Source organism: Nitrincola iocasae, from assembly GCF_008727795.1.
Lineage (GTDB): Bacteria > Pseudomonadota > Gammaproteobacteria > Pseudomonadales > Balneatricaceae > Nitrincola > Nitrincola iocasae.
Genome location: NZ_CP044222.1, coordinates 2,210,604 through 2,232,983 on the forward strand (window position 1 = coordinate 2,210,604; position 22,380 = coordinate 2,232,983).

22 protein-coding genes are annotated in these 22,380 nt (G+C 50.5%); 14 read left to right on the forward strand and 8 right to left on the reverse strand.

What is annotated here, in order from left to right:
• Window positions 1-3: 3 nt before the first annotated feature.
• The 6 genes from F5I99_RS10180 (at window position 4) to F5I99_RS10205 (ending at window position 5,764) form a co-directional block, all read left to right on the forward strand.
• The gene (locus tag F5I99_RS10180; protein ID WP_151055673.1) at window positions 4-1,080 is read left to right on the forward strand and encodes an ABC transporter ATP-binding protein; all 1,077 of its coding nucleotides are present in this window, start codon (window positions 4-6) and stop codon (window positions 1,078-1,080) included.
• On the forward strand, window positions 1,064-2,344 hold the full coding sequence (locus F5I99_RS10185; RefSeq protein ID WP_151055675.1) for an ABC transporter substrate-binding protein: 1,281 nt from the start codon (window positions 1,064-1,066) through the stop codon (window positions 2,342-2,344). Before F5I99_RS10180 ends, F5I99_RS10185 begins: the two co-directional genes overlap by 17 nt.
• Window positions 2,345-2,419: 75 nt before the next feature.
• On the forward strand, window positions 2,420-3,292 hold the full coding sequence (locus tag F5I99_RS10190) for a carbohydrate ABC transporter permease (protein WP_151055677.1): 873 nt from the start codon (window positions 2,420-2,422) through the stop codon (window positions 3,290-3,292).
• Window positions 3,293-3,301: 9 nt separating this feature from the next.
• Window positions 3,302-4,111 carry a carbohydrate ABC transporter permease gene (locus F5I99_RS10195; protein WP_151055679.1) on the forward strand — a complete coding sequence of 270 codons (810 nt, stop codon included), beginning with the start codon at window positions 3,302-3,304 and terminating at the stop codon, window positions 4,109-4,111.
• Window positions 4,111-4,974 carry an endonuclease/exonuclease/phosphatase family protein gene (locus tag F5I99_RS10200; RefSeq protein ID WP_151055681.1) on the forward strand — a complete coding sequence of 288 codons (864 nt, stop codon included), beginning with the start codon at window positions 4,111-4,113 and terminating at the stop codon, window positions 4,972-4,974. The genes F5I99_RS10195 and F5I99_RS10200 overlap by 1 nt, the downstream gene beginning before the upstream one ends.
• The gene (locus F5I99_RS10205; RefSeq protein ID WP_151055683.1) at window positions 4,961-5,764 is read left to right on the forward strand and encodes an HAD-IIB family hydrolase; all 804 of its coding nucleotides are present in this window, start codon (window positions 4,961-4,963) and stop codon (window positions 5,762-5,764) included. The genes F5I99_RS10200 and F5I99_RS10205 overlap by 14 nt, the downstream gene beginning before the upstream one ends.
• 51 nt (window positions 5,765-5,815) lie before the next feature.
• On the opposite strand, the gene F5I99_RS10210 is transcribed toward F5I99_RS10205, so the two are convergent.
• Genes F5I99_RS10210 through F5I99_RS10220 form a run of 3 tightly spaced genes read right to left on the reverse strand, consistent with a single transcriptional unit; the run spans window position 5,816 to window position 8,401 of the window.
• The gene (locus F5I99_RS10210) at window positions 5,816-6,595 is read right to left on the reverse strand and encodes an inositol monophosphatase family protein (protein ID WP_151055686.1); all 780 of its coding nucleotides are present in this window, start codon (window positions 6,593-6,595) and stop codon (window positions 5,816-5,818) included.
• A gap of 5 nt (window positions 6,596-6,600) precedes the next feature.
• Entirely contained in the window at window positions 6,601-7,626 is a 1,026-nt protein-coding gene (locus F5I99_RS10215; RefSeq protein WP_151055688.1) for a LacI family DNA-binding transcriptional regulator, read from the reverse strand.
• Between the two features lie 10 nt (window positions 7,627-7,636).
• Window positions 7,637-8,401: an MBL fold metallo-hydrolase gene (locus F5I99_RS10220; protein WP_151055690.1), complete on the reverse strand. Its 765-nt coding sequence runs from the start codon at window positions 8,399-8,401 to the stop codon at window positions 7,637-7,639.
• A gap of 167 nt (window positions 8,402-8,568) precedes the next feature.
• Between F5I99_RS10220 and F5I99_RS10225 the strand changes: the two genes are divergently transcribed.
• The 4 genes from F5I99_RS10225 (at window position 8,569) to F5I99_RS10240 (ending at window position 12,504) form a co-directional block, all read left to right on the forward strand.
• Window positions 8,569-9,639, forward strand: a complete 1,071-nt coding sequence (locus tag F5I99_RS10225; protein WP_151055692.1) for an ABC transporter ATP-binding protein — start codon at window positions 8,569-8,571, stop codon at window positions 9,637-9,639.
• Window positions 9,640-9,642: 3 nt separating this feature from the next.
• The gene (locus F5I99_RS10230) at window positions 9,643-10,791 is read left to right on the forward strand and encodes an ABC transporter substrate-binding protein (protein ID WP_151055694.1); all 1,149 of its coding nucleotides are present in this window, start codon (window positions 9,643-9,645) and stop codon (window positions 10,789-10,791) included.
• Between the two features lie 70 nt (window positions 10,792-10,861).
• On the forward strand, window positions 10,862-11,695 hold the full coding sequence (locus tag F5I99_RS10235) for an ABC transporter permease (RefSeq protein WP_151055696.1): 834 nt from the start codon (window positions 10,862-10,864) through the stop codon (window positions 11,693-11,695).
• Window positions 11,692-12,504 (forward strand): ABC transporter permease, encoded by an 813-nt coding sequence (locus tag F5I99_RS10240; RefSeq protein WP_151055698.1) that lies wholly within the window; start codon window positions 11,692-11,694, stop codon window positions 12,502-12,504. Before F5I99_RS10235 ends, F5I99_RS10240 begins: the two co-directional genes overlap by 4 nt.
• Before the next feature lie 48 nt (window positions 12,505-12,552).
• Here F5I99_RS10240 and F5I99_RS10245 read toward each other — a convergent pair whose 3' ends face one another.
• A complete protein-coding gene (locus F5I99_RS10245) occupies window positions 12,553-14,961 on the reverse strand; it encodes a sensor domain-containing protein (protein ID WP_151055700.1) in 2,409 nt (802 codons plus the stop codon).
• Between the two features lie 265 nt (window positions 14,962-15,226).
• On the opposite strand from F5I99_RS10245, the gene F5I99_RS10250 reads away from it, so the two are divergent.
• The 3 genes from F5I99_RS10250 (at window position 15,227) to F5I99_RS10260 (ending at window position 16,359) form a co-directional block, all read left to right on the forward strand.
• A complete protein-coding gene (locus F5I99_RS10250) occupies window positions 15,227-15,634 on the forward strand; it encodes a DUF3429 domain-containing protein (protein WP_151055702.1) in 408 nt (135 codons plus the stop codon).
• An 82-nt stretch (window positions 15,635-15,716) separates the two neighbouring features.
• Window positions 15,717-16,220: an FAD-binding domain-containing protein gene (locus F5I99_RS10255; protein WP_267902998.1), complete on the forward strand. Its 504-nt coding sequence runs from the start codon at window positions 15,717-15,719 to the stop codon at window positions 16,218-16,220.
• The gene (locus tag F5I99_RS10260) at window positions 16,213-16,359 is read left to right on the forward strand and encodes a DUF2256 domain-containing protein (protein ID WP_151055707.1); all 147 of its coding nucleotides are present in this window, start codon (window positions 16,213-16,215) and stop codon (window positions 16,357-16,359) included. The genes F5I99_RS10255 and F5I99_RS10260 overlap by 8 nt, the downstream gene beginning before the upstream one ends.
• A 51-nt stretch (window positions 16,360-16,410) precedes the next feature.
• Here F5I99_RS10260 and F5I99_RS10265 read toward each other — a convergent pair whose 3' ends face one another.
• Both F5I99_RS10265 and F5I99_RS10270 read right to left on the reverse strand, forming a co-directional pair.
• Window positions 16,411-17,052, reverse strand: coding sequence for a response regulator (locus F5I99_RS10265; RefSeq protein ID WP_151055709.1), 642 nt, complete (start codon window positions 17,050-17,052; stop codon window positions 16,411-16,413).
• A complete protein-coding gene (locus F5I99_RS10270; protein ID WP_151055711.1) occupies window positions 17,049-18,215 on the reverse strand; it encodes a sensor histidine kinase in 1,167 nt (388 codons plus the stop codon). The genes F5I99_RS10265 and F5I99_RS10270 overlap by 4 nt, the downstream gene beginning before the upstream one ends.
• 112 nt (window positions 18,216-18,327) lie before the next feature.
• On the opposite strand from F5I99_RS10270, the gene F5I99_RS10275 reads away from it, so the two are divergent.
• Window positions 18,328-19,455: a DUF418 domain-containing protein gene (locus F5I99_RS10275; RefSeq protein ID WP_191905832.1), complete on the forward strand. Its 1,128-nt coding sequence runs from the start codon at window positions 18,328-18,330 to the stop codon at window positions 19,453-19,455.
• Between the two features lie 45 nt (window positions 19,456-19,500).
• Here the strand turns inward: F5I99_RS10275 and F5I99_RS10280 are convergent, their stop codons facing one another.
• Window positions 19,501-21,681, reverse strand: coding sequence for an OsmC domain/YcaO domain-containing protein (locus tag F5I99_RS10280; RefSeq protein ID WP_151055715.1), 2,181 nt, complete (start codon window positions 21,679-21,681; stop codon window positions 19,501-19,503).
• A gap of 190 nt (window positions 21,682-21,871) precedes the next feature.
• Window positions 21,872-22,354: a hypothetical protein gene (locus tag F5I99_RS10285; RefSeq protein ID WP_151055717.1), complete on the reverse strand. Its 483-nt coding sequence runs from the start codon at window positions 22,352-22,354 to the stop codon at window positions 21,872-21,874.
• Window positions 22,355-22,380 lie beyond the last annotated feature (26 nt).

Here is a 22,380-nt window from a genome sequence, read left to right on the forward strand (position 1 = left end):
AAGATGAGTCAGTTGCAAGTCTGTCAACTTCGCAAGCAGTGGGAAGAAACCCTTGCGGTCAAAGACATCAGTTTTGAAATTGCCCAGGGTGAGTTTGTTGCCCTGTTAGGCCCTTCGGGTTGCGGAAAATCGACTATGTTAAAAATGATTGCCGGTCTTGAGGATCCCTCATCCGGTAGCATCAAGTTGAATGGTGTCGATATCACCCACCTGCCACCTGGAAAACGCAAGCTGGCGATGGTGTTTCAGTCCTATGCGCTTTTTCCTCATCTGAATGTGGCTGAAAATATTGTCTTTGGCCTGAAAGCGCGAGGTGTCGGCGCGCACGAACGTGATCAACGCTTAAAGAAAGTGGCCGAACTGGTGAATCTGGGTGATCAACTGGCCAAGAAACCCTCACAGCTATCCGGAGGCCAGTGTCAGCGTGTGGCACTGGCGCGAGCGATCATTGCCGAAGCGCCTTTATGCCTGATGGATGAACCTCTCTCCAACCTGGATGCCAAGCTGCGTAATGAGATGCGCGCCGAGCTAAGAGCACTGCAACAGCGCCTGGGTATGACAGTGCTGTATGTCACCCATGATCAGGTTGAAGCCATGAGCATGGCGGATCGTATTATTCTGTTGAATCAGGGTGAAATCGCTCAGTGCGGCACACCGAATCAACTCTACCACATCCCGGAAACCACCTTTTCCGCTCGCTTTATCGGCAACCCGCCCATGAACCTCCTGGACCAGGGTTCCCAACTGATAGGCGTGCGCCCAGAACATATTCAATTGTCTAACGATGGTATCACCGCTGAGGTGATCCGCTGCGACTATCACGGTGCCGACACCATCATCGATGCCGCCTTACCCTCGATGGCCATGCAAGTGATCAAACTGCGCCTGCCGGGCCATCAACTACTGCCTGCTCAGCAACATTTGCACCTGCAGTGGTCCCTGGAACACCAACATAACTTTTGCTCTAAAACGGGTCAGCGCCGGCAAGACGCTGGTCTGGATACACCCTCCACGCACCAACCCACACAGCAATCAACCACGCCCAACCATAAGGAGTTACAGCATGTTACGCAGCACTAAACGTATGCTAGCCATGGGGTTAACCTCGCTGGCTATTGCGACAGCCGCTCAGGCACAAACTGAATTAACCATGTATTACCCTGTTTCAGTCGGTGGACCTCTGACTGATGTGGTCGATGGCATGATCAGTGATTTTGAACAGCAACATCCTGATATCAAGGTGAATGCGATTTATGCCGGTAATTACAATGATACCCGCGTGAAAGCACTGGCGGCCTTGAACAGCGGTCAACCGGCGCAACTGTCGGTGCTTTTTTCCATCGATGTGCATGAACTGATGGGAATGGATGCCATCGTCCCCTTTGATGCCGTTGTGGAAACAGATGAAGAGCGCGAATGGCTGCAGAGCTTCTACCCCACATTGATGGAAAACGGCGTGGTAGATAATCAGGTTTGGGGAATTCCCTTCCAGCGCTCCACCATTGTGATGTACTACAACAAAGATGCCTTTCGCGATGCAGGCCTTGATCCGGAACAGCCACCCCAAAGCTGGGATGAGCTGGTGGAAATGGGCCAGCAACTGGTTAAAAAAGACAGCAACGGTGAAGTCGAACGTTGGGGAGCGATGATTCCATCCACCGGTTACCCTTACTGGATGTTCGGTGCGCTGGCGATGCAAAACGATGAAGTATTGATGAACAGTGAAGGTAATGAAACCTACTTTAACAACCCAGGTGTCGTTGAAGCACTGACCTACTGGCAGGATCTCAGTGGTAAATACGCAGTGATGCCACAAGGCATGATTGAGTGGGGCACTCTGCGCCAGAACTTTCTGGAACAGAAAACCGCCATTATGTGGCACTCAACCGGTAATCTGACAGCCGTTAAAGACAGCGCTGAATTTGATTTCGGTGTCGCCATGCTGCCAGCCAACAAACGTTTCGGCTCTCCCACCGGCGGCGGTAACTTTTACCTGTTCAAAGAGGCTTCGGACGAAGAGCGTCGGGCCGCACTGGAACTGGTTCGCTTCATGACAGCGCCTGAACAGGCCGCTCACTGGAGTATCGCCACGGGGTATATGGGTGTCAGCCCAGCGTCCTATGAAACCGACGCGCTGCAACAGTATGTGCTGGATTTCCCACCAGCGGCTGTGGCACGTGATCAACTGGACTTTGCCACGGCTGAACTGTCTACGCATGAATCCGGACGTGTGCGCAAACTGTTGGATGATGCGATTCAATCCGTCTTGAGTGGACAGCAAGATGCACAGGAAGCACTGGATTCAGCCCAGAATCAGGCTCAGCGCATTCTGAGTCGCTACTGATCCACGCCACTGAACCTGGCAGCGTTCTTTGAGGACGCTGCCGTTTTTTCTGCGCAGTCTTTTCAAGGTTATGTGATGAATCGTCTCAACCAACTCTATGCCTGGCTGATGCTACTGCCTGCTCTGCTGATGCTGTTGGCATTCACCCATATTCCAGCATTGACAACCCTGTGGCATTCGCTGTTTTTTCCAGCTCGGGGGCAGCGTTCATCCGAGTTTGCCGGTCTGGAAAACTACCGCATGCTGATGGATGATGCGATCTTCTGGAAAACCTTATCCAACAACCTCTGGTATGCCGTCGGCACCGTGCCTACATCGATTGCCCTGGCACTGGGCATGGCGCTCTGGGTGAACAGTAAAATCAGCGGGCGTAGTGCACTGCGTCTGGCGTATTTCACCCCAACCATGTTACCGATGATCGCTGTTGCCAATATCTGGCTGTTCTTTTACACCCCTGAAATTGGCCTGTTCAATAAACTGCTTAATGGACTGGGCATGTCTGGCATTAACTGGCTGGGCGATCCTAACTGGGCGCTAGCAAGTCTGATGCTGATGACTATCTGGAAGGAAGCCGGATTTTTCATGATTTTTTACCTGGCAGCCCTGCAAAGTCTGAACAAGGATATTTACTCAGCGGCAGCGCTTGAGGGTGCTGGGCACTTGTATGTATTCCGGCGTATCACCCTGCCGCTGCTGATGCCAACCACGCTATTCGTACTGGTCAATGCGATACTGAATGCGTTCAAACTGGTCGATCATCTGTTCATCCTCACCAAGGGTGGACCGAATAATGCCACCAACCTGATGCTCTATTACATCTATGAAAACGCTTTCAGTTTCTTCGACAGCAACTACGCCGCCGCACTGACATTGGTGCTGTTAATGCTGCTAATTCTGTTGGCACTGATACAGTTTTTATTGATCGAACGTCGTGTTCACTACCGCTGAGAGTTATATATGCCAAAGCTGACTCGAACCCTGTCATTCACCCTGGCCTGGACACTGGGCATCTTATGGATTTTTCCCCTGCTCTATGCCTTCTGGGCGGCGTTTCATCCAGCCGAATATGCCACCCGGTTTGAGCTGTTCGCACCGCTGACACTGGAGCACTTTGCCACCGCCTGGCAGCAGGCGCCGTTTATGCGCTATATGTTCAACACCCTGATCATCACCGGTCTGATTCTGACCTTTCAGTTGATCCTCTGCACCCTTGCAGGCTATGCCCTGGCACGGATGGCATTTAAAGGGCGTGGCGTGGTGTTTGCGCTGGTGCTGCTGCAACTGATGATCGTGCCGGAAATTCTGATCGTGGAAAACTACCGCACCCTGGCCAAACTGGAGTTGATTGATACCTGGATTGGGGTCGGTTTGCCCTACATGGCCAGCGCCTTCGGGATTTTCCTGCTACGCCAGACCTTCCGAACAGTTCCCCAGGAACTGGAAGATGCCGCCCGACTGGAAGGCTGCTCCTGGCTGGGAGTATTGTGGAAGGTCTATGTCCCCCTGGCAAAACCCACCTACCTGGCTTATGGTCTGGTCTCGGTCAGCCACCACTGGAACAACTTCCTCTGGCCACTGGTGGTCACCAACACTGAAAACAGCCGCCCCCTAACTGTCGGCATGGCGATCTTCGGCGCCCCGGAATCCGGAGTGGACTGGCCGGTGGTTTGTGCCGGTACGCTGATTGCGGTTGGCCCGTTACTGATCGTCTTTCTGATTTTCCAACGGCGCTTTCTGCAATCCTTTATGCATGCAGGACTGAAATAATGACTGCTTCAACATTACGTTTACTCACCTGGAATATTCAAAGTGGTCGCGGCTGCGATGGCCTGGTCGCACTGGAGCGGATTATTCGGCAGATTAAAAGCATGGGACCGCTTGAGGTGATCTGCCTGCAGGAAGTGGCGCGTCATTTTGATGAGTATGTCAGTGCCTCTCAGCCGGACCAACTAGAAGCACTCTGTGAGGCCTTCAGTGACTACACACCGATCTGGGGTGCGGCACTGAGTTGGCCTGGCGCAACAGCCAGTCAACGGCGCGAGTTTGGTAACCTGACGCTGGTCAAAGGGCCGGTGTTGGATCATCGCGTGCATTGCCTGCCGATGCGCGGCAGTCGCTATTCAGTCGACGCCTGGCAAACACCACGTTGCGCGGTTGAAACCCTGATCGACTGGCAGGGCCCGATGCGTATTCTGAACACCCACCTGGCCTACCATGATGCTGACGAACGCCTGGCGCAGCTGCACTATCTCAATGCCTGCTGTGACGCCTGGCAGCAGCAGGTAAACGCGCCGCCCAAACAAGGCCCTGGCATCTACAGTCAACCGTTCGGCACTCAGGCCACTCTGCTCTGTGGTGATCTCAACCTGGACAGTCGCAGTGACCAGCATGCCTTGCTGGTGCAACAAGGCTGGCAGGATGCCTTTCAACTGTGTCATCCGCATCAGCCACACACACCCACCTGCGGCGTCCATGATTTAGTGCAGTGGCCAGAAGGTCCACACTGCCGCGATTTTGTCTGGCTAAAGCAGCTGACACCCAGTTCGCTGGAAGTCGATACCGTCACCCAACTCTCTGACCATCAACCCCTGATAGTGACTTTGGAGCCACCTGTTCATGACACACCTTAACCTTGCTGAATCTCTATCCATACTGCCTTTGCCCGATACACTGCAGCATGAGGTTCGCTACCTGTTTACCGATGTAGACGACACTCTGACCTGGCAAGGCAAGTTACCCAGCCAGACATTACTGGCATTGGAGCAACTCGCCGCAGCCGGCATTCAGGTGGTTCCGGTGACGGGTGCCTGTGCCGGTTGGTGTGATTGTATGGTGCGCACCTGGCCGGTCACCGCGGTGATTGGTGAAAACGGTGCCTTCTGGATGCAGAAAAATGCGCAGGGACAGATCGAGACACACTATCGCCTGGCAGAACCCCAGCGTACCCGGCAATACCAGCAACTGCGCGAGATCCAGCAACAGCTACTCCAGCGTTTCCCGTTTGCCAGAGCCACTGCTGATCAGGCCTATCGTGAAACCGATATAGCGCTAGACATTCGCCAGCAGCATCACAACACCCCCGATGAAGTTGAACAACTCAGACAGGCTCTGGAAGCCGCAGGTCTGCATGCGCGCATCAGTTCAATTCATATCAACGCCTGGCGCGGTGACTATGACAAAGCCTCCACCGCCCTCGCCTGGCTTGAAGCTCAGGGAGAGCCAACTGAACACTGGTTAAGCAAAACCGCCTTCATCGGTGACTCAGCCAATGACGCCGCCATGTTTGATCAGTTCACCCTCACCTTCGGCGTCGCCAATATCCGTCATTGCCTGGCCACACTAGCTACCCAGCCGAAATACATCACCCAACAGGAAGGCGGATTCGGCTTCAACGAAGTCGCCCAGCGCCTACTAAAGTAAAAAAGGGGTCAGTACCCTTTAATTCACAAATAAAAGGGTACTGACCCCTTTTTAGATCCCTTTTTTACTTAGGTAAGGGGCGAGTCGGTGCCACACGCTGCGGGTGGCGACCCAAATGCTATTACCCTGGTACAGTCCATTGTTTGCCATAAAGTCGTTGCTTAACGCACCGGCTTCATGGCAAATCAATAGCCCGGCCAAAGCATCCCAGCTGTTTAAATGGGCTTCAAAGTAGCCATGTATTTGTCCTGAGGCCACGTGACAAAGCATTAATGCACCCGCGCCAAAGCGGCGATATTCAATGTTTTCTTCGACAATCAGGTGCTCAAGCAGGGTTAAGTAATCATTAAGTGGGTAGCGATTTGAGCGCCCCAGCCCCAATACCACGCGCTCAGGTAGTGGATCCACGACCTTTAGGGCCTTGCCATTCAGGGTAGCGCCCTGGCCCTTCTGGGCAATAAATAATTCATCTCGATCAGGTGCATAAACAATTCCCAGTTGGATAACATCATTGACAACGTAGGCGACAGAGAGGCACCAGTAGTCCATGCCCAAGGTGTAATTGGTGGTGCCATCAATAGGGTCTATAACCCAAATGCTATCCTTACCTTCTTTTAACCCCCCTTCTTCACCTAAAAAACCTGAATCTGGGAACTCCATAGCCAGATAGGCTTGCAAGGCCTTTTCAACCCAAACATCCGCCTGGGAGACAAAATCCTGATCAGCCTTGGTGGTAACGCTAAGACCATTATCACGCATCACTTGGGCTTGTTGACCGATTTCAACGATGGTGTCACTGAGTTTCTGTAATGATGAGGCGTCTATATGCATAGCAATTATCCTAGGTGAATATCCGGACTGGTATGACGTAATACCAGAGAAACGGGAACAGTAATCAAACGTGCCGCTTGATTAGGTGATTTATTGCGACTCTCAAGGCAATTCAGCACCTCAGAACATAGGGCTGGAATATCCTGGTTGAGCGTAGTCAAACGGTAGCTGTACTGGGCTGTCTGCGGTGTGTTGTCAAAACCAATTAAGTGAAAATCCTTGGGTGCATCGAAACCTCGCTGACGCATCCCATCTAAAAAACCGCAAGCCAGTTGGGCATTAGCGCAGAAGATGCCGTCAGGTAAGCCTTGGCTTAGATCAAACGCCAGGGCCGCGGCTTCACCACCGTCATAACCATCCTGGTCCGCGATGATCCGCTTAAGCGACTTGGGTGCATGTCTGGCGCGCGCGAGTGTTTGTTCAAAGGCCACGCCACGTTGAATTCCGGCCCAGGTAGAACTCTGGCAGTTTAACCAGGCAAAGCTATGGCAACCCGATTCAAGCAGCTGCGCCGTAGCCAACGCGGCACCCTGCTGATTATCCGAGCAAACAAAATCAACCGCTGGAATATCCAGATGACGATTAATACCCACCACCGGAATTTTGAACTGAACGCATTCATCAACGAGCGCAGCCGGTGGTTGTCCAGATGTAACTATCACCCCAGATACGCGGAACTGCGTAAACTGACGTAGCGTGGACTCCAAGTCTTTTTCTGAGCCAACTTCTGTAACCAGCGCTTGATAACCGCGTCGTTGAATCGTGTGAATCAGTCCTTCCAACAAACTGCTGCGAAACGGGTCTTTAATCCGCGCGACGACCACACCAATGAGCTGGCTTCGCTTACGATTTAATCCTTGTGCGAGGAAGTTAACTTGATAGCCAAGCGCCCTGGCCGCCGCAATCACTTTTGCTTTGGTTTCGGGTGCAATACTGCCATTGTCACTCAAGGCGCGAGATACCACGGCTCGCGACACTCCGGCATAGTCAGCAACGTCTTGTGCAGTAATGCTTTTGTGGGGCTTACTCATGGCAATCCCCTTAGGTCAGCTTTGCTACGGCAACGCCCAGGTCTAAATCGAGCATCAGACCATCGTAAGACAAGAACACCTGAGGATGCCCGGCGATGATTGCTTCGATATTGGCAATTTCTTCATCGAAACAGTGATAAAGCCCTAATACAGGCAATGAAAGCGACTGCTGCAGTGCCAAGCAACTGACAACATCGCCATGAGAAGACTCTTTCGGCAGCGGCTGTGAAACCGCACATTCCTGAAACGCCAGATCACAGCCTTGCATTAACGCGCTACTGGCTTCGGTTGGGCGGCCATCACCACTATAAAAGAGCGCTTGTCCATCCACTTCAATCCGCAGCGATAAGTTGGGCATTTCATGCTGGGTAGCGGCGGTGTATAAGTGCCACTGCTGCCATTGCCATTGCGCCTGGCTATCCCGCCAATCAATATCAAAACAGATTTCAGGCACCGGCCAGGTTGCCATAGAGACCAACTGCTGAAGAATTTCACGCTGTTGTGGCTGGCAATAAATAATCAGTGGCTTATGCCGTCCAAAGCTTTTCCAGCGATTGAGTAACACCGGAAGCCCAGCACAATGGTCTGGGTGAATATGGGTAAAGTACAGCACATCGATGTCATTCACATCCAGGCAGCGTTGCCACAAGGCGCGTGGCACCGTGGGGCCGCAATCGATTAGCCAGCGTTGCTCATGGTTATCCGTCACCAGGATAGAAGAGGTATTGCGTATTATCGATAATGCGCTGCCACTGCCAATTACGTCGATTTTCATAACACCCCAGAAAATTTCTTTTTTGCTTAATGAAACTGTCACACCTACGCGACAAAGTAGACACCTATAATGTCGACACTAAGTTGCATTTTTTTTACAACTCGGTGAACACGTGTTCATTTTTACAAATTAGCGCATTTTTTGCAATTTGATAGTGGATTTATGCAATGACACACCTGGAAATAACACAGCTACAAGCGGGTTATGGCGATAAAACCATTTTGCACAGCATCGATTTACAAGTGCAAAAAGGTGAAATGATTGCCTTGTTGGGGCCGTCTGGATGTGGAAAAACCACCCTGTTAAACGCGATATGCGGCTTTGTACCCACGCAATCGGGCGAAGTGCATATTGCCGGACAAGCGATTACGCATCTACCCGCCGAGCGTCGCAATATCACCATGGTGTTTCAAAGTTATGCCTTGTGGCCACACATGAGCGTTGCACAAAACATCAGTTATGGTTTGAAGGTGCGCAAAGTTCCCAAAGCTCAGGCACGCCAACGTGTCCTGGAGTTGCTTGGCATTGTTAACCTGGAAGGCTATGAAAACGACAAAGTCACCAACTTATCTGGCGGCCAGCGTCAACGTGTTGCCCTGGCCCGCGCCTTGGCTGTTGAACCAGATGTGCTGGTGCTGGATGAACCCTTATCAAACCTGGACGCCAAAGTTCGCCTCAGCGTTCGTCACGAAATCAAAGCCTTGCAAAAGAAACTAGGATTCACCTCGCTGATCGTGACTCACGATCAGGAGGAAGCCTTGGTCATGGCCGACCGTGTTGCGGTGCTTAACCAAGGTCGCATCGAACAACTGGGTACACCGGAACAAATCTATCAGCAACCGCAAACCCCTTTCGTTGCTGACTTTATGGGGGCCGATAACTGTGTGGTGTATCAAGCGTCGATACCGCCACCAGGATTACAGCTGAACTTGCCGAATACGCCTGTCACCCAGGATCTGGCGCTGTATTTTCGTAGTTCAGCAGCCAAGTTGCATCCGCTGTCAGACGAACATGAAGCCGGGTTGACCCTGACCGGCGTGCTTGAGCAAAGCGCTTTTTTAGGTCAGCAGTATCGTCATAGTGTACGTTGCGGGGAACAAACTCTACAAGCCGATTCCCGTCACTGCTGGCCCATCGAATCAAACGTGTCGTTACATGTTCCACCCCATGCGCTGCATGTGTTTGATCTTGCAACGCACGAAACTCCATCCGCTTTTCAATCAAACCCACGAGGATAAATCATGTTTAAGAAAACCAAGATCTCTCTACTGGCTGTGGTTTGCTTCACTCAGTTTGGCGCGCCCGCTTACGCTGAAACTGTGCTTAATGTGGCAACGGCAGGAAGCCAGAATATGGTCGACTATGTAAAAACCTACTTAGCCCCAAAATTTGAAGCCATGTATCCAGATGTCAGAGTGAACGTGGTAGGCACAGGTCCAGGCGATGCCGGCTCACATAAAATCATGGAGAAGCTGAGTGCTCAGCAAGCGAGTGGTGTAGAGGCATGGGATATGGATGTCGCTGTGGTGCACCAGAAAATTGGTGGCGAGATGGTTCAACAGGGTTTATTAGCCGCATTCCGTGAAGATATCAGCACAGGTGAATTGGTCACTCGGGATACTGCAACAAATGCACTAGGCACGGATGTGGGCGGTTATGTCATGCCGATGTTCCACAGCCAAACCGCCCTGGCCTACAACAGTGATCTTATTACTAACCCGCCAAGCTCCTACGACGAACTGGTGGAATGGACGCAACAAAATCCTAAAGCCTTTGGCTACAACGGCATCAAGAATGGCATGTCTGGTGTTAGTTTTGTAACAGGCTGGATCTATGCCTATGGCACTGACGCCGAACGCCTGTCCAGTGCACCCTATGACCAGAGCCTGGAAGCGACGTGGGATGATGCCTTTGCCAAGCTAAAGGAGTTCAACAACAACGTCACCTTTACACCAGGTAATGCTGGCACCCTGGATATGCTCAGTCGTGGTGAAATTTTTATGGGACCAGTATGGGTGGATATGTTCTACAGCTGGCAGGCCGATGAAAAGATTCCACCTTCGTTAAAGCTTGCTCTGATTGCTCCAGGTATGCCAGGTCAGCCGATGTACTATGTCACACCTGATAAAGCCAAAAATCCTGAACTGGCACGAGCCTTTATTGAGCTGGCAACCAGCCCGGCTGTCCAAGCTGAAGGCATAGTAAAGCAGTTTAATTGGTATCCTGGTATTGACGCTGAGTTCGTTCAACCAGAACTGGACGCTGAAAGTTGGGACAAGCTGTTCGTTGAGATCACCCCGGAAGATCTTGCTAACTTCGGCAAGAGCTTCCCGATCACCCCTTACTTTGATGCGATTCAAGAAGGTTACGAGCGTAAAGTCTCCAACTAATCACAAGCCCCAGGCAAGATAAGCTTGCTTGGGGCTTCTTTTTATCTCAGGGTTTTGTCTCAAGGTTACTATGCGAGCATCGACGTCTAACCTCCTGTTAATTGCGCCAGCAGCATTCATGGTGCTGGCTTTGTTCTTATATCCGCTGTTCTTCTCGCTCGTGTCGGCGTTTACTCAGGATGATCTGTCTTTCACCCTCGAACATTTTGTAAAGGTGTTTGAGCTGTATTCCAACGATATAAAGTTCACCGTGATTATTGTGCTGAGTTCAGTGGCACTACTGGCAATACTGTCTATTGCGATTGCCGCCACCCTGACACTGTCACCTTTTCCCAAACTGGTAGCGGTATTGGCCATGCTCTATCGCCTGCCGTTGTTCATTCCCTTTATCGTTGCTGCGCAGATGATGCGCACCTTTCTGGCGAAAAATGGCTTGATGAACAATACCCTGGTGGCAATGGGTGTGATGACACCCCTTGAAACTGTGTCGTTACTTGGCTGGAGCGGCATCATCATTACCTTTGTTTGGAAACAGTTAGCTTTTTCAACCCTGCTGATTAGTGGTGCCATGGCGGCCCTGGACCGAGACCAGATTCAAGCCGCGCAAAATTTAGGCGCCTCTCGTCTACGTATTTTAGTGGATGTAATTTTGCCGCAAGTGATGCCAAGCATGGGGGTAGCATTGGTACTCTCCACGGTGACAATTATGTCGGTGCTATCGGTTCCCCTGATGATAGGAACTGGCTCTCCCACCATGATTACCGCCGACATGGCGTTTCGCGTGAATGCTTACGGTGATTACCCTGTCGCCAATGCACTGGGCGTGGTGTCTTACCTGATCTGTGCGAGCCTGGCATGGTTCTACTTACGCCAAAGCTTAAAGGATAAGGGGGCCACGGCATGAATAGGTTTTTACGTTGGGGCTTCTGGCTACAAACGGCCTTTATCACCCTGTTGGCGCTAGCGATCTTCGGTCCGATCATGAATTTGCTGATTTGGACCCTGGCGGAAACCTGGTACTTCCCGCATACCCTACCCAATCAGTGGGGGCTGAAGTACTGGCAGCAAGTGTTTAATCCCTACAGTGATGTGTCTGGCTCACTGATGACCAGCATTTTCATCGCCTTGTGTGCTGTTGTTGTTTGTTTGCTGGTGTCGATACCGGCGGGTTATGCATTATCCAAACACAGCATGCCCTGGCGGGTAGGGTTTATGCTGCTGTTTTTGATTCCTCAAGCCTTCCCGAACTTGACGGTCTATATCAATATTGCCCGTATTTTCTATGACTGGGGTCTCAACGGCACCCTGCTGGGTGTTGTACTGGTACACAGCGTACATGGACTGATGTTTTCCGTATGGATCAGTGTGGCTGCGTTTTCGTCTATTGATCCGATGCTGTCACGCGCTTCGCGCAATTTGGGGGCTGGACCGATTTACACCTTTATCCACGTGGTAATGCCACAAGCCGCTCCAGGCCTAATTGCAGCCAGCATCTTTGTATTCCTGGAATCATTGGATGAGTTTACCGGCACCTTCTTTGTCGGCTCACCAGAGATAACAACCTTACCACTATTGCTCTACACCGCCAGCATGGAAGGCAACTACCAGATTTCCTCGATTACAGCGCTGATTCTGCTGATCCCATCGATTGGATTTATGTTGATAATCAATAAATTCATGCGCCCAGAAATGCTGTCAAAACTCGGCAAGTAGCGATAGAAAAAAGGGCGAAAAAGGGATCAGTACCTTTTTTAGACCCCTTTAGGGTTGTTGCCAGTGGCGTATCCACTCAGGTATTTCGCTTGCAGGCATGGGGCGTGCGATGGCATAGCCCTGCCCTAGTTCACAACCAAGCTTCAGTAGTGCATCGCAATGAGCCTGGGTTTCTACCCCTTCGGCAATCACCTGTCGCTGGAACGCGCCAGCCAGGCGAATCACGCCATCCAGAATGGCCAAGTCCTCTGGGTCTTCTAGCATATCGAGTACAAAACTGCGGTCGATTTTAAGCAATTCAGCAGGCAGGCGTTTCAGATAGGTGAGTGATGAGTAACCCGTACCAAAATCATCCAGCGCAAAGCCAACACCCAACTTCCGACAGGCCTGCATAATGTTGGAGACCTGTGTCACATCATCCAGCGCCGTGGTTTCAAGAATTTCCAATTGCAGATCATAGGGCTCAATTCCAGGGCGTTGGTTTAAAGCTAACTCCAACTGCGGCACAAAACTGGGACACTGCAAATGAATAGCATCGATGTTAACGCTGACCGGCAGATGGATGCCCTGTTCACGCCACAGCAAAACCTGATCCAAAGCTGTCACTAGTACCCAGTGCCCGACATCGATTGCCAGTGGATGATTTTCGATCAGTGACAGGAACTCAGCCGGTGGTAAAACCCCGCGATCCGGATGGTTCCAGCGGATCAGCGCTTCGGCACCCACCACTTCACGGCTGCGCATATTGACCTTGGGCTGGTAATACAACTCCAGTTCACCCGCTTCCAGTGCCTGACGCACCCGCAGAAGACCTTCGTGCTGATCACGCTGGGCGCGGTCACGCTCTATGTCGAATAGATGGTAACGATTTTTACCTGCCTGCTTGGCCTGATACATCGCCTGATCTGCCTGACGCAATAACTGATCAGCCTCTATAGATTCATGCTGTGGATAGAACACCACCCCGATACTCGCGGTAATACTGAACTCAATACCCTCGACTATCACCGGCTCCGAAATCACCTGCAGCAATCGATTCAGGAACGGAATACAGTCATTGGATTGGTGCAGGTGTTGCATTACAGCAACAAACTCATCGCCCCCAAGTCGTGCCAAAGCATCTTCATCACGGATCATTTTCTTCATGCGTACGGCAAGGCTAACCAGCACCTGGTCACCGATGGCATGACTATAAGTGTCATTGACCGTTTTAAAGCCATCCAGATCGATGAACAGAATCGCCAGCATCTGTTCATGCCGGACAGCCTGAGCCATGGCATGCTTCAGATAATCAGCCAAGAGTGTACGGTTAGACAGACTGGTCAGCGGATCGAAATGTGCCATCTGTGTCAATTGCTTTTCCACCCGACTGCGTTGCATTTCGGCACTGATACGATCAACATAAAGTTGCATCAGGGTATCGACTGACTTGGCGTTTTTCATGGGTTTACGGCTTAATGCCACCAACAACCCCAAGGGTTGCTGACATTTATCCATCAGCACACAGCCAATATAGGCTTGAGCCTGCAGGTCAACAAGTAGCAAGTCATTCGGATAGGCTTGCTGAATTCCCTCAACGCGAATCAGTCGATTCTTGTCACACACATCCTCACAGGGTGTTCCCTCAAGAGCATAAGAAAACGGCACAATCGGTGCACCATCAGCCCAGCCTGCCAACACCTCGGCTCGCTGGCCATCAGACGTCAACGCTGCTACAAAAAAATAATCGACATCCAAAGCATTGGCTAAATATTGACAAACGGCCTGATAAAAATCTTCGCCAGACAGAGGAGCAAAGGTGGTGGCCAAAGCAGTCAATGCCAAGTTGGTCTGCGTCTGCTGTCGTTGCAGCTGACGTTTACGCTGAATATTGATAATCAGCAGCACAATCACCAACGCCTGAGTCAGCAGTGCACCTACCAATATCCAGTTCAAATATGAGCGGTTGCGTTCAATTTCCTGAACCTGAGCATCCACCATCGCTTCCAGCTGTTCCTGATAATGCCACAGATCCTCAGCCGCATGCCGGCCAGGCGTTATGTCATTGACGATTGAGAACAGCAGATTCTGATCATTGAAGTGGTAGGGCCGGGAGTAGACTTCAACAGTACGAAGTTCACCATTTGCCAGCCGGTGTCTGAAAATCAGGTAGTTACGCTGTGCTGCTTCTACTGCTGCACGCTCTTGAGCCACTTGTTCAGGGGTAAACGTATTAATTTGCTGGATGGTCATCTGCTGTAACTCATCCAGCGGATAACCATAAAACTCGACGGCCGCTGGGTTCGCCTCAACGATCCGCCCACTCCCCGGTTCGATCAACAGCATGACCACCCCAGACTCACTAAACACCTGCTCAAACTTCGGTCCATCAGCCATAACCAAAGTCACACTGCTCAGCACCAATAACAGGGAATAGATAAGAATCAGGGTTACGCGCAATAACTGTTTAAATAACAACGAGAAGCTCCAGTGGTGACTGATACTGCGTCTGCATGGACGCCCAAGTCTATCCAATAACCTAAGACAAAAAAAGGTTTTATATCTACCACACAGAATCCAGCACCACACACTGCTCACAAAATTAAAACGATTGATTGATTTCTTGAGGCGGGATCTAAAAATGGGGTCGGTACCTTTTCAGGATCCACCTGAATACTCTGCACGTATCAAAAAAACTGAATTACTAACATAGACAACACATCGAGTTGACCGAGGGCTCGTTATGCCACTGATTAGAACATTGGGTTATGCGGGTGTACTTCCGTTCGTGGGTCTTGCCATCGCCACACATTTTCCGGATCTAATAGCTTACGATGTAAGCCGCAGCCTGTTTATGCTTTACAGCTGTCTGATTCTTGGTTTTATGGCCGGTGTACTCTGGCCAGTGTTGTTCCAGACAGATAAACCTTCTCATTTCGCGCTTATAGCCGTTAGCTTTCCCGTTCTCAGCATCATCAGCCTGGCACTCCTGCCACATCTGGCCGTGATAATCCAAACCGGCTTGTTTCTCACCCTTCGGTTGGCCGAGTCACTCTATGGCATAGACCAACGCTACCCGCCAGGCTATTCCAGTTTACGCTGGCAACTGACAGCTATCGTTTGTCTGGCGCATATCCTTGTGTTGATCTAGTCAAAGGATCTAGAAAAGGGGTGCTTAGTGGATGTTATCGATATAGTTTGGCTAAAACGGGATCAAGCTATTAGACGCATTAGTGGATGCCTGTATGCGCGCCCTGCTCAACAGTGGTTTTGTCAACTTTCGCATGCGTGCCATGTTGGTCAGTATGGCCTGTCATCACCTGCAGTTGGACTGGAAAGCGGTTGCCCTGCATCTGGCACGGCATTTTCTCGATTTTGATCCGGGTATTCATTACCCCCAGATTCAGATGCAAGCCGGGCTCACCGGCTTCAATACTCTGCGTATTTATAATCCAGTCCAGCAATCACTCAAGCAGGATGCCGATGCCAGTTATATTCGCGAGTTTGTACCTGAGCTGAGTGGTTATCCAGTGCCTCTACAACACCAACCCTGGCTTATCACTCCGATGGAAGCACTGATGTTTGCCGAACTAACGCCAGGCTATGCCAACCCCATCATTGATATAAAGGAAACCGGTCGAGCTGCCCGCGAGCGCTTGTGGCGCTGGCGAAACAGTGAAGGCGTCAAAGCGAACGTTTCCAGGTTACTAAATACACAGGTAGTAAAGCATGCATAAAAAGCCCTACTTGCCAGAAAAAATATGCGCCACTTGCCAGCGCCCCTTCAGTTGGCGCAAGAAGTGGCAAGCCAACTGGGAAGAGGTCAAGTATTGCAGCCACGCCTGTCGTAGCAAAAACAATAGAAAACGGCTCTAAGGGGTCAGAAAAGGGCTCAGTATGAACCTCCCCCCTTTTCTCTCGTGTATTTCAGATCAGCTCAAGGTCCAGGGCCTTAAGCACGGCACGGGTTCGATCACGAACATTGAGTTTGTTCAAAATAGAAGAAACCTGGTTGCGGATGGTGCCCGGTGATTTGAACAGGGCCGCTGCGATCTCATGATTGGAATATCCGGCAGCTACCAGCCGGAGTACCTGGATCTCACTATCGGTTAACTCATCAAATATTGGTGTCTCTGTGGGCTGGAGTTGATGTCTAGCTTTATCCACTCGGTAAGAGGTGGCTGGGTGTATCCAGGTTTTACCCTGTGTCAGGTTCTGAATTGCTTGAGTGAGTGTGTCGAAACTCACATCTTTTCGCAGATAGCCTTTGGCTCCGAGTTTGATGCAATCCAGAACCAGTTCATGATCATCAAAGGTGGTCAGGATGAGTACGGGTATGTTTAATCCGGCTGTTTGAAGCTGCTTAAGTACCTCTTGACCACTAACTTGTGGCATACGAATATCCAGTAACAGAATATCAGGCTGGCAGCGGGTAATCAGATTCAGAACCTCTGTTCCATCATCAGCTTCTGCAACAACCAGCATATCTGGCCTTAAATGGATAAGGCTTTTAATCCCTTCACGAATCAGATTCTGATCATCAACCAGCAGTATTTTGATAGGGATCATATAGACTCCGGTATTTCGATGCGAAGTTTGAAACCTCTATTATCAGCAACCCACGTCAGGTTCCCGTTTAACTCCTGGACTCTTTCGGTCATACCCATTAAACCATTGCCGAATTTTATAGGTGTCAGGACTGGACCATTATCCTCGCAGCTCAGCAGAAGTTGACCCTCTTTCTGCTCCAGACTCAGCAAACAGGTATCTGCAGCACTGTGTTTCAAAACGTTAGTGATGGCTTCCTGCGCGGCACGAAAAATAACCTCGGCCGTTCTGGCATTTGTAATCCTCAGATCCGCGGCTATGTTCAATTGAACATCCAGCCTGTCCAGGTTCTGTGTTAACGCCACCAATGCCGCATGCAGTTCGAGAGGATGACTTTGGCGAATATCCGAAACCGCCGTCTGTATATCGTTAAGTAACTGATGGGCTACTCTCTGCGCCTTACAAATATGAGGGTGAGCCTTGTCAGAACTCAGCTGTTTAGCCACCTCCAGTTGGATACTGAGGGCCGCAATATGGTGGCCAAGCCCATCGTGAAGATCCCGCGCAATGCGCAGGCGCTCATCTTGCCGTGCTGTAGTGGAGAGCATGCTTTGGGTGGCACGCAGCTCTCGAAGAAGATCTGTGTTTAACTGCTTCGCTTTGCGTTCATCCAGCATTCGATTAGAAGCATACAAGGCGAAGAGGTTAAACAGGCTGAACAGAATGATATTGAACCAAGCAAACTCGCCAGGGATTTGTAAAAAGTAAATCAGCGGTATGCCCAACGCGATCAGCAGAACTATATAAGTAGGGAGATACTCATTCAGATTTGCCACCAGCCTGATTGCAAGAATCACCAGAATGCCATTCGGAAACAAATAAATCAGGATAAATAGACAAATACATTGAAGTATCAGCCCTTTATAACGAGTTGATTTGGCGAAAATACGCCAGATAGCGCCAGCGATGTACAGCAGGAAACAAGTGATGGCGAAGGTCAGGTTGACTGGCGTGAAATTGAGTCTGTTGTGTACCTCCGGATAATCCAGCTTCCAAAGATACAAGGTGAGCAAGACTACAAATGTCCAGGCGATGAGCTCCAGGATCAGATCGATGATTTGGTGTCTGGCTGTCAGGTTTCGAGTCATCGGGATAGTATTCCATAGATCCGGATCTGTTCGCATAGGACAAATGTCATCATTTATCTTTTCTCTCTGCTATCGTGACATTTGGTACAGGCGCTGCCTGGGTGAAGAAGCTAGTCTGTCCCTGCATCAATTTGTAAAGGATAAATCAATGGCGGGTCAACGAAATGTTGAAGTAGATGTGATACGCATGGTGGCGTTGATGGGGATTTGCATTGTCAATGTACCTTTCATAGCGCTACCCGTGGAAGCAGTGTTCATTGCACCCGAAAGTCTACCGGACCGATTGGGTGCGTTTATTGTTGAGGGACTGTTTCAGCTTAAATTTTTCCTGCTGTTCTCATTTATCTTTGGCTGGGGGATGGAGATTCAGGCACAAGCCGCTAGGCGAGCAGGTCAGGCATTTTTCAAGCGCTACTTCCGCAGACTCGCCGGCCTTGCTGTCATGGGGATTGGCCATGCCGTGCTGGTGTTCAGTGGCGATATTTTGCTGCTGTATGCCTTGTTGGGTGGGTTGCTCTGGCTAATAAGGAAGATGACTCCACGTTATCTTATATACTTTGCCCTTGGTATGATTCCGATTAGCCTTGCCTGTTTATCGTTGCTGGCCATCGTTATTGATGAAGTGCTCAAGGCTGACATGCTCACTATAGCTAACGATGGGCATCATCTCGGTGGAACTTTTCTACAGGCTACTCAGGGGCGGTTGCATGAATGGCCGCTAACTTTTGCCTTTCTGTTATTTCTGCAGGGACCACTGGCGCTTGGTGCATTTGCCTGTGGTTTGGCAGCAGCCAGAACTGATTTTTTCGTTCTGGGCAATGGCGGTGTTAAGGCGCTGCAACAATCACTTCCACTTTTGCTGTTAATCGCACTGCCTTGTAACCTGCTTTATGCCGCCACTATGAGTGGAATAATTCCAGCCTCATTAGATGGGTTGAGTTTTCTCGGATTCATCGCAATCGGTATTGGAGCCCCAGCTCTATCGGCGGTGTATCTGTACTTAACCATTCTGGGGGCCCGACATTTCCGCATGCCTTTATACTTTGTGCTGGCCGGTCGGAACTCCCTGTCGACCTACATTTTGCAAGGGGTCTTATGCGGCTTTGTATTCGGCGGGTACGGTCTTCAACTATTCAACCAGTTTGGGCTTCTACTGCTGATACCTGTTTCGATTGTGATCGGTGTTTTGTCCATGCTGCTAGTAGGCGGCTATGCCAGAATGTTTGGTCGAGGCCCCCTGGAGCCTGTATTACGCAGGATCAGCGGAAAGATGTAATGAGGTCAGCAGAAAATGAGTCAGTACCTTTTCTGCTGACCTTTCTTACGCCCTCTGTGCTCGGGCGGCATGCAGCTTTTTGTAGCTGTCGATCAGGCGCAAATGCTTGTCCAGCCCTTCCAGTTGCATATTGGTCGGTGTCAGGCCGTGGAAACGTACTTCGCCTTTGACCGAGCCCACCACGGCTTGCATTGTCTGCTCGCCGAACATACGCGACAGGTTGGGCAGGAAATCTTCCAGGGACAAGCTGTCATCCAGGATGATTTCCAGCACCGCATTCACGGCACGGTAAAACAGCCCGCGTTCGACCGTGTTGGTGTTGTATTGCAGGAAATGCTCCACCCGCTCCAGCGCTTCTTCATGCTGTTGCAGTGCCAGGTGGATCAGCAGCTTCAGTTCCAGAATCGTTAACTGACCCCACTCGGTATTTTCATCAAACTCAATACCGATCAGGGTGATGATGTCCATGTACTCATCCTGCTGGCTTTCTTCTAAGCGCTCCAGCAGATCGGCCAGTTGCGGATCGCTCAGGCGATGCAGGTTGAGAATGTCTTCACGGAATTCCAGCGCCTTGTTGGTGTTATCCCAGACCAGATCATCCACCGGATACACCTCGGAATAACCCGGCACCAGAATACGACAGACCGGTGCGCCAAGGTCGTCATGCACGGCCATGTACACCTCCTGCCCCATTTCTTCGAGAATACCAAACAGGGTTTCAGCTTCCTGCTGATTGCTGCCGGTAAAATCCCACTCGCAGAAATCATAGTCAGCCTTGTCACTGAAAAAGCGCCAGGAGATCACCCCGGACGAATCGATAAAATGCTCAACAAAGTTATTCGGCTCGGTCACCGCCAGACTGTTAAAGGTCGGTGGCTGGAAATCATTGAGTCCTTCAAAGCTACGCCCTTGCAATAGCTCAGTCAGACTGCGCTCCAGCGCCACTTCCAGACTCGGATGGGCACCAAAGGACGCAAACACCCCGCCGGTACGCGGATTCATCAGGGTGACACAGGCCACCGGGAACTGGCCGCCGAGCGACGCATCTTTCACCAGCACCGGAAAGCCCTGTGCCTCCAGCGCTTCGATACCTTCCAGAATACCTGGATACTGCGCCAGTACGGCTGGTGGCACATCTGGCAAGGCCAACTCTTCTTCAATAATCTGACGCTTCACCGCGCGCTCAAAAATCTCCGACAGACACTGCACCTGGGCTTCATACAGGGTGTTCCCGGCACTCATGCCGTTGCTAAGGTAGAGGTTTTCGATCAGATTGGAGGGGAAATACACCACAGCCTCATCCGACTGGCGCACAAACGGCAAGGCACAGATACCCCGCGCTTTATTGCCGGAATTGGTATCGATCAGATTGGAGCCACGCAGCTCATCGTCCGGGTTGTAGATCGACAGGCAATAGTCATCCAGCAACCCCTCTGGCAGCGTATCCCCCGGTCCCGGCAGAAACCATTTCTCATTCGGATAATGCACAAACTCACTGTTGGCGATCTCTTCACCAAAGAACTGATCGTTATAGAAGAAGTTACAACTCAGACGCTCAATAAACTCACCCAGCGCCGAACAGAGTGCACTTTCCTTGGTCGAGCCTTTGCCGTTGGTGAAACACATCGGCGAGGCCGCATCACGGATATGCAGCGACCAGACATGCGGCACCAGATTGCGCCAGGACGCGATCTCTATCTTCATGCCCAGGTCGGCCAGAATCGCCGTCATATTGGCAATGGTCTGTTCCAGCGGCAGATCCTTACCCTCTATATAGGTGCTGGACTCGCCTTCCGGCTTCACCATCAGCAGCGCCTGCGCATCTTCATCCAGACTCTCAACCGTTTCGATCTCAAACCCCGGGCCCATCTGCACCACTTTTTTCACGGTACAACGATCAATCGAACGCAAAATCCCTTCACGATCCTTATCCGAGATACTTTCCGGCAACTCCACCTGAATCTTGAAAATCTGGTTATAGCGGTTTTCCGGATCGACAATATTGTTCTGCGACAGACGGATATTTTCCGTCGGAATATTGCGCGCTAAACAGTAAACCCGCACAAAGTAGGCCGCACACAAGGCAGACGATGCCAGAAAATAATCGAAGGGACTGGGCGCCGAACCATCACCCTTGTAGCGAATCGGCTGGTCGGTGATGACGGTGAAGTCGTCAAACTTGGCTTCAAGTCTGAGATTGTCGAGAAAGTTAACTTTGATTTCCATGAACGGGGTACCGGATTTGGATTAGACTGGGCTTGTGGCGAAGCCCGACATTATCGCATTTTTTTGCAGAGTTGGCTTGTATTGGGGTGCGATTGGGTGGAAAGGTGTCGGTGGCAGGAATACCTGTGGCTTTGCGATAACAGACTACTGAACATCGATTGCGAGAACACTACTACAGATTTTACGAGAGCTATTTTTTTCTTCTATTCCATCGATAATGCGCCCAAATTGTCTCATAATACTCAATAAGCTTAAGGTATTGTTCAGATAAGTAAATATGATGTGCCAGAAGCCCCAAGGCAAGCCCAACTGCAGCCAAGACAGCATTTTCATAATCACCAGAAATCAGGGCCACTATATTACCTATAACAAGAATAAATATGCATAAACGATTGAATTTAAGCAAAAGAGCATTGCTATATATTGACCCTCTAGAAGTCATAAACGTTAAATGGGACAAAACAAGTACTAAAGCCACTGTTATGCCTAATTCAATAAACGCTATATTTTTAGTGTGAGGGCCTAAATCGATAAAATAAAATATTAATACGCCTGTGAATGATACGCAAAAAATCATTAGCATAACCGCAGCTATGGCATGCCAAAAACCGGGAGGAAACACTTGATATTCAGGCATCGGTTTCTGAGGACGTTTGATTTCACGTTTAAACATTATTCCTCCCTGACAACGGCTATGGT

Bases quoted from the DNA above. Each gene is read 5' to 3' on its own strand.
- F5I99_RS10225 (WP_151055692.1), top strand. From the start codon at position 8,569: ATGACACACCTGGAAATAACACAGCTACAAGCGGGTTATGGCGATAAA.
- F5I99_RS10270 (WP_151055711.1), bottom strand. From the start codon at position 18,215: ATGCGAACAGATCCGGATCTATGGAATACTATCCCGATGACTCGAAAC.
- F5I99_RS10220 (WP_151055690.1), bottom strand. From the start codon at position 8,401: ATGAAAATCGACGTAATTGGCAGTGGCAGCGCATTATCGATAATACGC.
- F5I99_RS10215 (WP_151055688.1), bottom strand. From the start codon at position 7,626: ATGAGTAAGCCCCACAAAAGCATTACTGCACAAGACGTTGCTGACTAT.
- F5I99_RS10240 (WP_151055698.1), top strand. From the start codon at position 11,692: ATGAATAGGTTTTTACGTTGGGGCTTCTGGCTACAAACGGCCTTTATC.
- F5I99_RS10180 (WP_151055673.1), top strand. From the start codon at position 4: ATGAGTCAGTTGCAAGTCTGTCAACTTCGCAAGCAGTGGGAAGAAACC.
- F5I99_RS10235 (WP_151055696.1), top strand. From the start codon at position 10,862: ATGCGAGCATCGACGTCTAACCTCCTGTTAATTGCGCCAGCAGCATTC.
- F5I99_RS10285 (WP_151055717.1), bottom strand. From the start codon at position 22,354: ATGTTTAAACGTGAAATCAAACGTCCTCAGAAACCGATGCCTGAATAT.
- F5I99_RS10195 (WP_151055679.1), top strand. From the start codon at position 3,302: ATGCCAAAGCTGACTCGAACCCTGTCATTCACCCTGGCCTGGACACTG.
- F5I99_RS10210 (WP_151055686.1), bottom strand. From the start codon at position 6,595: ATGCATATAGACGCCTCATCATTACAGAAACTCAGTGACACCATCGTT.
- F5I99_RS10265 (WP_151055709.1), bottom strand. From the start codon at position 17,052: ATGATCCCTATCAAAATACTGCTGGTTGATGATCAGAATCTGATTCGT.
- F5I99_RS10185 (WP_151055675.1), top strand. From the start codon at position 1,064: ATGTTACGCAGCACTAAACGTATGCTAGCCATGGGGTTAACCTCGCTG.
- F5I99_RS10250 (WP_151055702.1), top strand. From the start codon at position 15,227: ATGCCACTGATTAGAACATTGGGTTATGCGGGTGTACTTCCGTTCGTG.
- F5I99_RS10200 (WP_151055681.1), top strand. From the start codon at position 4,111: ATGACTGCTTCAACATTACGTTTACTCACCTGGAATATTCAAAGTGGT.
- F5I99_RS10205 (WP_151055683.1), top strand. From the start codon at position 4,961: ATGACACACCTTAACCTTGCTGAATCTCTATCCATACTGCCTTTGCCC.
- F5I99_RS10275 (WP_191905832.1), top strand. From the start codon at position 18,328: ATGGCGGGTCAACGAAATGTTGAAGTAGATGTGATACGCATGGTGGCG.
- F5I99_RS10190 (WP_151055677.1), top strand. From the start codon at position 2,420: ATGAATCGTCTCAACCAACTCTATGCCTGGCTGATGCTACTGCCTGCT.
- F5I99_RS10260 (WP_151055707.1), top strand. From the start codon at position 16,213: ATGCATAAAAAGCCCTACTTGCCAGAAAAAATATGCGCCACTTGCCAG.
- F5I99_RS10280 (WP_151055715.1), bottom strand. From the start codon at position 21,681: ATGGAAATCAAAGTTAACTTTCTCGACAATCTCAGACTTGAAGCCAAG.
- F5I99_RS10230 (WP_151055694.1), top strand. From the start codon at position 9,643: ATGTTTAAGAAAACCAAGATCTCTCTACTGGCTGTGGTTTGCTTCACT.